Here is a 9,645-nt window from a genome sequence, read left to right as displayed (position 1 = left end):
AAGGGGAGCATATCAATATAACTGGCCTTCAGGGATTTTCTGTTCTCTATGATTATTTCCTACATCGTTAAATATAGATTGGTTAGATCATATTCCCGATAGGATTGGGGCACGTTCTTGTACAATCTCCCCTCCTATCGTTCTAATATCTCCTGAATCTGCTGCTCCAAATTTACTGAAACGGCACTATTGTTACCTACAACTGTCCCCTCTTGAATGTAACCCTTTTTGAACATTAAGTAATAATTTAAGCTTGAAGGGAGAGAATTTTCGGGAATCATTGCCACATAGCCTCCGGTTTTACTAGCTAAAGCTGCTGTTAATAAGGCATCTGCATAGGGTTTTCCTGAAGTTACATCATCTTGACGAACTAGTCCTGATGCAAAGTAAAGTGGTGACTGCGGAGTTTCAGTGTTGACAAGATTTTGAAAAATAATGTTTTGAGTTTCATAACAATCATACCCGCCCCAGCGTACGACTGAGTAATTCGCCCGTAATTCATTTTCCACTGAATTCCCAATTACGGCTGTCCCTCCAAGTAAGATTACGTTTCTCGCGTTTAGATTTGTCAATGCCTGAATTGTAGAAGCTGGCAATTTATCTCTATCTGTCAGCAAAATGGAGTTGCCTGCTTCCGCAGCAAAAGCACTAATCGCGATGGCATCTGGTATAGCATGCCCATTGGCAATATATACGGTATTGGTAGCATCGGTCCCTACTTGAGAAGAGATCAATGCTGCCGTATCATATCCTTGTTGTCCGGCGATACGTGTAACCGCAAACTCTTTACTTAAACTATCCTCGACGGCTTGAGAAATTGCTACGTTCCCGCCAACAATGTATATATTTCTAGCACCTAACTCGCGTATTTCTGCTAAAGTCCGATTGTCCAAGCTCGCAGAATCAGTCATAAGAATAGGAGCCTCGAGCATTTTAGAAAGCGGAGCAGCGGTGAGGGTATCCGAAAATTGATCATCTCGTGCCAAAATTACATTTGTCGCGGTATGCCAACCTTGCTTGGCGACCTCAACCGAAAGCGACACGTTATCAGTAGTTTGTGAACCGATGCGATTGTCCGCTACATAAGCCGAACCAACGGATATTGTATGAATGATCTTTCCACCAAAGAGAATATTGACATTGCCTGCTTTTGTCGGAGTCATGTTCAGTATAAACGTCCCGTCATTTAAGGTCGTATAACTTTGGGTCTCTTCATCAACTTCCGTTCCATCAACCGTCACTAACCTTTGTTTCAAAAGATTTCCCTCGGAATCAGTGAGCTTTACAGTTAGCAAGTTTTCCGCGTTAATAATAAGAGGATCTGTTACCACGGCAACTGCATCGAGGGCCGTAAGTGTTGCTGTCACAGAACCTTTGTCCGGATCAACAGCACTAATCTTAAGCGTGTAATCTCCTGGTGTATACAGGGTGACGTCCGAAATACTGTAAATACCACTGCCCCCAGATGCTGAATACTGAGTCACTTTACCGTCAGGATCTGTAATGTTCGCATTGACTGATCCCGTAAAAACTTTACTCGCCGGAATCTGGGTTAATTTTACATTTATTGTAGATGATTCTCCGACAATCAGCGTGGAGTCTTCTTCAGTCACAAATGTAAGCCCTCTCAAGGTAGTATAAGTTTCACCATCACTATTAGTATCTGTAGAAGCAACTGCCAAACCCGGAATCATACTAATCAATAAAGAAACCAGCATCAGCATACTTATAATCGTCCGCATCCTTTTCTTGGTCACCAAATTAAACTTCTCCTCTCGGGGCAAATAATTTCTATCGCCCAAATTAATACGCAAGCACTAACCTCTTTATTGTATTAAAAAACACAAATCTGCTTTTTGTAATCCTTATTCTTCCGTGTCCTTAACCGTTTTCCGTTTCTTAAGGACAGAGGATACAAGTCAGGAACCGCCTCTCAATCTTGCTTTCTGATGTGAACTTATTCATATCTTAAGGCATCAATGGGATCCATTGCAGCGGCCTTACGGGCTGGAAAGACTCCAAAGATAATTCCGATCGCGGCTGAGAAACCGAAAGCAATCAACACCGAAGGCAGAGAAATACTGGTACTTAGCTTTAAGGCTTTCCCTGCCAGAGTAGAGCCTCCAAAGCCAAGGACAACGCCAATTCCTCCCCCTAAGATGCTGAGCACAACTGCCTCAATGAGGAACTGCATCATAATGTAAACACCTTTGGCCCCGATTGCTTTCCGGATTCCGATCTCCCGCGTCCGTTCGGTAACTGAAACAAGCATAATGTTCATAATACCGATTCCTCCGACCAGCAAGGAAATACCAGCAACTCCGCCTAGGAGCAGTGTCAAAGTTTCAGTTACGCTTTGCATAGTTTCTAACATATCTGCCTGGTTCTGAACTGTAAAGTCATCGCTTTTACCATCCGCAATTTTATGGGCTTTATGTAATGCCGCTGTAATCTGATCTTCAGCTGCTTGCATTTGTTCAGACGAAGTAGCTGATACCAGGATATTGCGAACCGTCTTCTTTCCGATTAAACGTGCTTGGACAGTGGAAATCGGAGCGGTAATCATATCGTCACTACTCATAAAACCTGTTGATCCTGTGGCCGTTGTCACTCCGATGACTTGAAAGGGTACGTTGTTGATTTTAATTATTTTTCCGATGACTGAAGCATTTTCGTCACCAAAAAGGTTTGTAATCACTGTAGGGCCAAGGACAGCAACTCTAGCACTGTTACTTACATCCTCTTCCGTAATAAAACGCCCAGTTGCCATAGTAACATTTTTAATAACTTGATAATCCTGGGTCGTACCGGTAATACTTGTCGAAGTATTTCCCGAACCAAAAACCACTTGCCCAGTAGAACTGGATACCGGTGCAACTGCTTTCACAGCTGTACCAATTTGAATTTTAGAAACATCAGTCATAGTTATGGTATTTGAACTTCCGGCTCCGCCCCTGATGCCTCCAGAGTTTGACTGCCCCGAGCTAATCGTAAGCAGGTTTGAACCTAAACTCTGAATCTGAGAGGTGATCGAAGCTGTAGCCCCATTTCCGATGCCTACCATGGCGATCACTGCCGCTACCCCAATAATCATCCCCAGCATCGTTAAGATCGAGCGCAGTTTGTTTGCGCGCAAAGCACGGAGAGATATCCGGATGCTCTCAAAAAAATTCACTTGGCAACTCCCTCCTCAGAAACCTGTACTCGCGCCTTACGTGGATTGGTTACTTTTTCATCCCCTTCAATAGTGCCGTCCCGAAAACGCACGATCCGCTCAGTATACTCCGCAATATCAGGTTCGTGTGTTACGATGACAATAGTATTTCCTGAGTCATGCAGTCGCTGAAAGATCGCCATAACCTCTTCACTAGAACGACTATCTAGATTTCCAGTAGGCTCATCAGCCAAGATAATCGAAGGGTTTGTTACGAGTGCCCGAGCGATAGCTACCCGCTGTTGCTGTCCACCTGAAAGTTCCTTCGGACGGTGATGAACCCGGCCACCAAGGCCAACAGACTCTAAGGCAGCAATGGCGCGGCTTCGTCTTTCTTTACTTCCCACTCCTGCATAGAGCATGGGAAGTTCGACATTTTCTACTGCCGTTGTACGCGGAAGAAGATTAAATCCCTGGAAAATAAACCCGATCTTACGATTGCGAATTACAGATAACTGATCACCACTGGTTTGGGCCACATCGGTTCCGTCAAGATAGTACTCCCCTTCTGTCGGGGTATCCAAACAACCTAAAATATTCATCATCGAGGATTTACCAGAACCGGATGGTCCCATTATGGAAACGAATTCACTAGCACCTACATGAAGATTCACCCCAGCTAAAGCGGCAACCTGAATATCACCATTAGCATATATTTTTTTAATCCCTTTGAGATTTATCAATTGCATCCTCCTAACAATATTCGTTTAAGCTATCAACTTAATTTGGTGGAGGACCACCGGCACTAGGACCACCCATTAATCCTCCTGAACTAGAACTAGATTTGGTAGTTGAGGTAGTTGAGGTAGTTGCAGTGATGACTTCTTGCCCTTCTTTTAAACCACTCTTGATTTCCACATTCGTACCATCATCCAGACCAGTCTCTACTTCAATAAAACGAACATTCGCCAGGGCATTTCCTTCTTTGCCGCTATTTGCGCTGGAGACAGCATTATTAGCCTGGGAGCTAGTTTGACTATTAGAATTAGCTTGCCCCGTGCTAGCATCGGAACTCATTGGAACCGTTACACCAGTTTTATTACCGCTGGTTTTAATCGCTTCGCTAGGTACTGTCAAAACATTATTGACCTGAGACACAATGATATTCACATTGGCATTCATACCTGCACGCAACAAGTCACTGTTTTGATCTACTGTCGCAGTGACATTATACGTCGTAACGTTTGAGCTAGTTGTACCTTGTAAGGCAACCGAATTCACTGTCCCGCTGATACTATCATTGGGATAGGCATCAAGGGTAATATCCACTTTCTGACCCACTTTGCACTGGGTAATATCCGATTGATCTATTGAGGCATCAACTTCAAGCTTATCTCCTACTGGTGTGATCGTAATGATCGAGTCAGTGTCAGAATCTTGACCTAGTTCAAGCGGACAACTGACAACGACTGCATCCACAGGTGCAATAATTGCGGCATCATTTAAATCCGCCTTGGCACTGGCTAATGAAGCCTGCGCTATTTGAATATTTGCTAGCGCAGATTTAGTATCTGCTTCAGTTGGGCCCTGGTTTTGTTGATCAACTTCGTACTGAGCAGATATAACATTGGCCTGAGCAGCAACCAAAGCTTTATCCGCTCCTCCATTTTGGAGATTTTTAGCAGATGTTAATGACTCCATCGCCTCATTCAAATCAGTTTGGGCCGATTGGATAGAGGATGTATCACTGCCCTGCTGTGCTTTGGCCAAATTATTACTAGCTAGTTTGACTTTCTGTTCAGCCAATGTGACTTGATTAGCTAAATAGCTGGTTTCTGCATTTTGCTTGGCAGACGTTAAACTCTGCTGTGCTTCAGCTAGTGTTGCCTGAGCTTCAGCACGGGTTTTCTCATTAAATGAGTCTTTCAAGTTTTGCAGTTGCGACTCGGCGGTAGTTACATTAGCCTGTGCTTCCAAGACGGCCGTTTTTAGCTTCGTTTCATCAATCTTGGCAAGAATTTCGCCGGCTTTAATAGTATCACCCTCCTTGACATTGAGTTCAACGATCTTTCCAGCTGATGAGGAATTTCCACTTGTTGGAAACGTCAAGGTAATCGCGTGGGGGTAATTGACTGTTCCAGTAGCGGTGATTACCTTTTTAACATCTCCCAATTTTGTTTTGGCTGTGCTAAAAGAAGCCGAGACAGGTTTCGTAGTAAAATGTTTATAACCCCAATAGACACCCCCCAAAGCAAGAATCCCCATTACTCCTATAATTGCCCATTTTTTGTTCATGTTCTCTCCCCTTTTTTCTCCATTAGTTCATTAATAGCGATCTATGTAATGTTTTTCTTATATAAGACTTTCTATTAATGCTCCTGAAATTTCAAACACAAAAGCTGGCTTCGAAGTTTGCTACCTCCACAACTATAGAATACTTCTTTAAGATGAATTCCTGCTGAATAACAGCTGAATGTTGACTGAGGATTATTCTGCAAAATTCCCACAAATCACCAACCTGATAAAATGACGCTTATTCAGTGTTAAGTTTAATGATCAAATGCGTATGGAATGTCAACTCACAGGTGTTAATTTCATACTTCGACTTAAGCCACCGCACCTCTCCCTTGATCTCGCTCTGACATATCATAGGATCAGATTTTCGTCCTTCCGCTTCATAACGAAACTGCAATATAGAAATTCCCGTCTTCAAGTTGAAGCGACAAAAAAATCCCCCTCTAGGAGGGGAAGCTGAAGGATTTAGAAGGAATGAGAAAAAGTAGGCTTATGTTAACCGCTAATTAGCGAGTAGTTATCGTGGAAAGCTTTATCTGAAGATAATGTTATTATGCAATAAAAGCCTGAAACTGGACTGAGGATTAACTGAATGTTTACTGAAAAAGTATATACTTTCTAGTAGGAGGCGGATTTCTCCGCCGACTTTTAAAGTGAGTAGCCACGTGAAGTAGAGTAGGCAATGGAAGGTTTGTATTTTACTGGATATGCTGCGTTTTATAGGAATGTTACGTCTTAACTATTAATTGCCCGTTATGCTCAAAATGCGAAAATATTATCTCTCAACCACTGCCTAAAATAGTACAGTTGTTCGTCAGTATGGAAATAGTGCTCCCCATCTTCCAGTACATGTAACTTGCAATGGTAACGTTTTACAAATCGGGAAACCACATCAAACTCAGAAAGATTGTCATTTGAACCATAGAGAATCGCAGTAGGTTTGTTCCAAGTGTCAATCGGATGGGATTTAACATAGCAGTAATAATCCCAATAAAGTGTCTGTCCGATTGGTGTTTCAATTTCTTTATCGGCTTCTAATCTATCCTCGCTTACGTTGAACCATGTCATCATATTGTTTATGATTCGCTCCATGTTTAACACAGGAGAAAGAAACAGACATTGTTTAAGTGGCAAATCTCTGTATGCAAGTAAGCAGAAATATGAACCCATACTGCAAGCAAATACGCTTATATTACTTGAAATAGTTTTGACATACTCCACAATGGCTGTAAGGTCACTAACACAGTTTTGAACCTTGCAAACATAGCCTTCACCTTTACGGTCACCATGTTCAGGTAAATCAAAACTGAGTACCTGATACCCTTTGTCAATTGCTTCTTCAGCAAAAATCTCAATTGAATCATCATCCTTGCTGGACATGTTTCCGTGAACAGCAATAAATATTTTATCAGATGGCTCTCCCCACAAAATTGCTGGAATACCTTCAATCTTCAAATCAATTTTTAACATTATTGTTTCCTCTTTCAACAAATATAATAATCTTTACTTCGTGTCACGAATACGTCACAATATCTGAAGATAGCGAAGTAATTTATCTTCTAATGATGTTCATTATCCCACTATGAACTTGACTGCATCTTCGTAACATTTAACTTTCTTCACCTTAAAATACTTCATGAATTCTTTCATCCACATGTTTATCTCTTCTTCTATTTCATTTATTTCATTCATGATGAACACAACATTCTTGCAATCTGTATTTGACATAGCTGGAAGCAATACAGAAAATCCCCATTCTGCATCTCCTTTTTCATCTTCAAATCCGTTTCTTGCATCTACAACAAAATTACTATTAGGATATTTCTTAAGCAATTCCAAAGCAAATGTTGTTGGATTTCTATAGTCATCATAGCAACAGAATCTTTTCCATGTAAGAAATACTATATTGTCTTCTGACATATATTTCACATTACAAAATTCTGAATCAAATTCATTTTTATCTACATCCATATTAATAAAATTCCCTTTCTGTCCACATCATTTAACTTTTCATCACTAGGAATAAGCGTAAATAAGCTCATTGTCTCTAATTATACAAATAACCTTTGCTACGCATTTTCTTACGAATGCGTCACAGCATTATGGATAATGGCAAGCTGGCATTTATACACGATATCCGAGCTTAATAAGAAGAATCCTGCTAATAAAAATCAAGCATTAATTTAGGAAAATATCAAAAAAATATTGTCAAAGGCTTATTTAATCTCGCTTCATTTATTAGAACTCTGGGGTAAGACTTGACATGGGACCCCACGGTGGATGCTTCAATGGGTCGAGGTGTGTGGCTAATAGGATGCATTCCTCATGGGTAAGCCCCATCCCTTTGATTTAGGGTAGCATCCACCGCCCCCATGTCAAGTCTTTCTTTGGGGTCGGATCAGGTAACCCTGACACATCGTATTATGGGTATAACAAAATAGACCCGAACAAAATGCAGCAACTGGCCAGTTGGACTACTGCCAAACTTATTTGAATCATTACGCCACCACGTATGCCTCTTTCACTCTGGCGTAATAAATGCGCAAGAACTTGTTTAACGCAGCGATTTTAGCAACCTTTTTAGGCTTCCCTTCAGTTTCTTTCTTGAGCATATACTGGTAAACAGCATCGTCTTTTGACGGTTTATGAATCTTTATAAATCTCATGATTTCATACCCTGTTTTACGTAAGGAGGCCGAGCCACGTTTAGTAAATAAGCACAAGCATCCAACCCGGTCATCGGATTGTTTACCTGTGCTTTTATAGTACCAATGCGAACTTACATTTTAATTTTGACCAACATGAATTATTACCTGCCTACAAATAAAGAGGAAATTCTGATGGTACTTTTTGAACTTCATGATGGAGTACAATCGGATCTGAAATCAAGCAATATTTATTATCTTCTGGGTAAGTAACAGCTATATGGGGGTTTGAACCTGTAAAGCTATGGATTGACCTAATACTTTCCCAATAGGATACCATATAAAAATGTTCAAATTCACCTTGTGATTGGCTATAAATATAAGCTCCCTTATTTCCAGATAATGCTTTTACTTCTGCAATACCTGTATTTTGTAAATAAATTCTAAAACCTTCTGCTTTTTCAAGCGGAACTATTCCATGCCAAGTCCTAACAATCATTATAAGATCCATTCCTTTCGCTGTGCTCAAGGCACAAAAATTTATGAAGGTGTCCCCTGGTGGTTATAATCCAATTGGATAAGCAGATACACTACAGAGCACGGGGAGGTAAGTGGTGTAGGGTTTAGCACCCTGCCCGCATTATAAGATGTGCCGTTTGCTATTTTCAAAAACAAATAAGTGTCCATAGAGCACGTAAACTAATCCTTGTATAAACAATTCCCGTCACTACTAGTTCAGTGTGCAAATGCTGCAATTAAAAGTAAAAAGTGTACATATTTTAAAATCTGCTATGACCAAATTAAGAAACGCCGAGGTCACAAAAAGGCTATTATTGCTATTGCACATACACTACTAAATTGCATTTACCACATGCTGGATAAGCGCGAGACGTTTAATTATGACTTATACAAAATAGCCCCCAAACCAAAACATACCTATGTATCTCAGATCACTGAGGAAATGGCTATACGCCACCTGCAGACATTAGGCTACCAAATCCCCGATATGCATTATCCTTTCAAGAACACATCAGCTACTCCTGCTCTGATCTCGAAGATTCAAGGACAGCTGGTAAATTTGTTTGATAATTGACAAATTTTTATCCACTTTGGCGTAACCTTTTACCAAATAACATCTCTAAGTTAATGAAAAGAGTTATAAGAGGGTTATCGTATGGACATCAAACAACTTACCTATGAAGAATTTTAGCCTCCAAAACCACCCTACTGTATACCCTCTCATTATGGCATAGCGCTTGTACAAAATTTGGTAAATGGAGTCCCAATAACAAAAAGCCCCCACCTTCCGGTAAGAGCGATACATAACAAATCAGTTAGGTATCTAATGCCCTCAGCAATGCTGAGGCTTTATTTATTTGTAAAAGAAATCCCCTCACAAGGAGGGGGAGTGAAGGAGGATAATGAATAAGAAAAAATGAGATTTATATTAACCGTTATATTAACGGGTAACCGTTGGTGAGTTGAAGCTTATTTCGCCTAGATCCACACTCTTGATTAGGAAAGTGAATATCGATCAACAGTAGTTATCTT

8 protein-coding genes are annotated in these 9,645 nt (G+C 40.8%); all 8 read right to left on the bottom strand.

Annotated elements, in window-relative coordinates; genetic code table 11:
- Positions 1-134 precede the first annotated feature (134 nt).
- The 8 genes from DOT_RS07565 to DOT_RS07530 all read right to left on the bottom strand — a co-directional run bounded on the left by DOT_RS07565 (position 135) and on the right by DOT_RS07530 (position 8,623).
- Complete coding sequence (locus DOT_RS07565; RefSeq protein ID WP_242833792.1) at positions 135-1,814, bottom strand: cell wall-binding repeat-containing protein; 1,680 nt, start codon at positions 1,812-1,814, stop codon at positions 135-137.
- A gap of 143 nt (positions 1,815-1,957) precedes the next feature.
- Positions 1,958-3,175: an ABC transporter permease gene (locus tag DOT_RS07560; RefSeq protein WP_009616578.1), complete on the bottom strand. Its 1,218-nt coding sequence runs from the start codon at positions 3,173-3,175 to the stop codon at positions 1,958-1,960.
- Positions 3,172-3,897, bottom strand: a complete 726-nt coding sequence (locus DOT_RS07555; protein WP_009616576.1) for an ABC transporter ATP-binding protein — start codon at positions 3,895-3,897, stop codon at positions 3,172-3,174. The genes DOT_RS07560 and DOT_RS07555 overlap by 4 nt, the downstream gene beginning before the upstream one ends.
- A gap of 37 nt (positions 3,898-3,934) precedes the next feature.
- Positions 3,935-5,449 (bottom strand): HlyD family efflux transporter periplasmic adaptor subunit, encoded by a 1,515-nt coding sequence (locus DOT_RS07550; RefSeq protein WP_009616574.1) that lies wholly within the window; start codon positions 5,447-5,449, stop codon positions 3,935-3,937.
- Positions 5,450-6,208: 759 nt separating this feature from the next.
- Positions 6,209-6,919 carry an alpha/beta hydrolase gene (locus DOT_RS07545; RefSeq protein ID WP_009616570.1) on the bottom strand — a complete coding sequence of 237 codons (711 nt, stop codon included), beginning with the start codon at positions 6,917-6,919 and terminating at the stop codon, positions 6,209-6,211.
- A 102-nt stretch (positions 6,920-7,021) separates the two neighbouring features.
- Positions 7,022-7,426: a hypothetical protein gene (locus DOT_RS07540; protein ID WP_040411548.1), complete on the bottom strand. Its 405-nt coding sequence runs from the start codon at positions 7,424-7,426 to the stop codon at positions 7,022-7,024.
- A gap of 521 nt (positions 7,427-7,947) precedes the next feature.
- Positions 7,948-8,115: a hypothetical protein gene (locus DOT_RS07535; RefSeq protein WP_009616567.1), complete on the bottom strand. Its 168-nt coding sequence runs from the start codon at positions 8,113-8,115 to the stop codon at positions 7,948-7,950.
- A 151-nt stretch (positions 8,116-8,266) separates the two neighbouring features.
- On the bottom strand, positions 8,267-8,623 hold the full coding sequence (locus DOT_RS07530) for a DUF4188 domain-containing protein (protein ID WP_242833791.1): 357 nt from the start codon (positions 8,621-8,623) through the stop codon (positions 8,267-8,269).
- Positions 8,624-9,645: the final 1,022 nt, after the last annotated feature.

Source organism: Desulfosporosinus sp. OT, from assembly GCF_000224515.1.
Taxonomy (GTDB): domain Bacteria; phylum Bacillota; class Desulfitobacteriia; order Desulfitobacteriales; family Desulfitobacteriaceae; genus Desulfosporosinus.
This window is presented reverse-complemented; position numbering and strand designations above follow the sequence as displayed.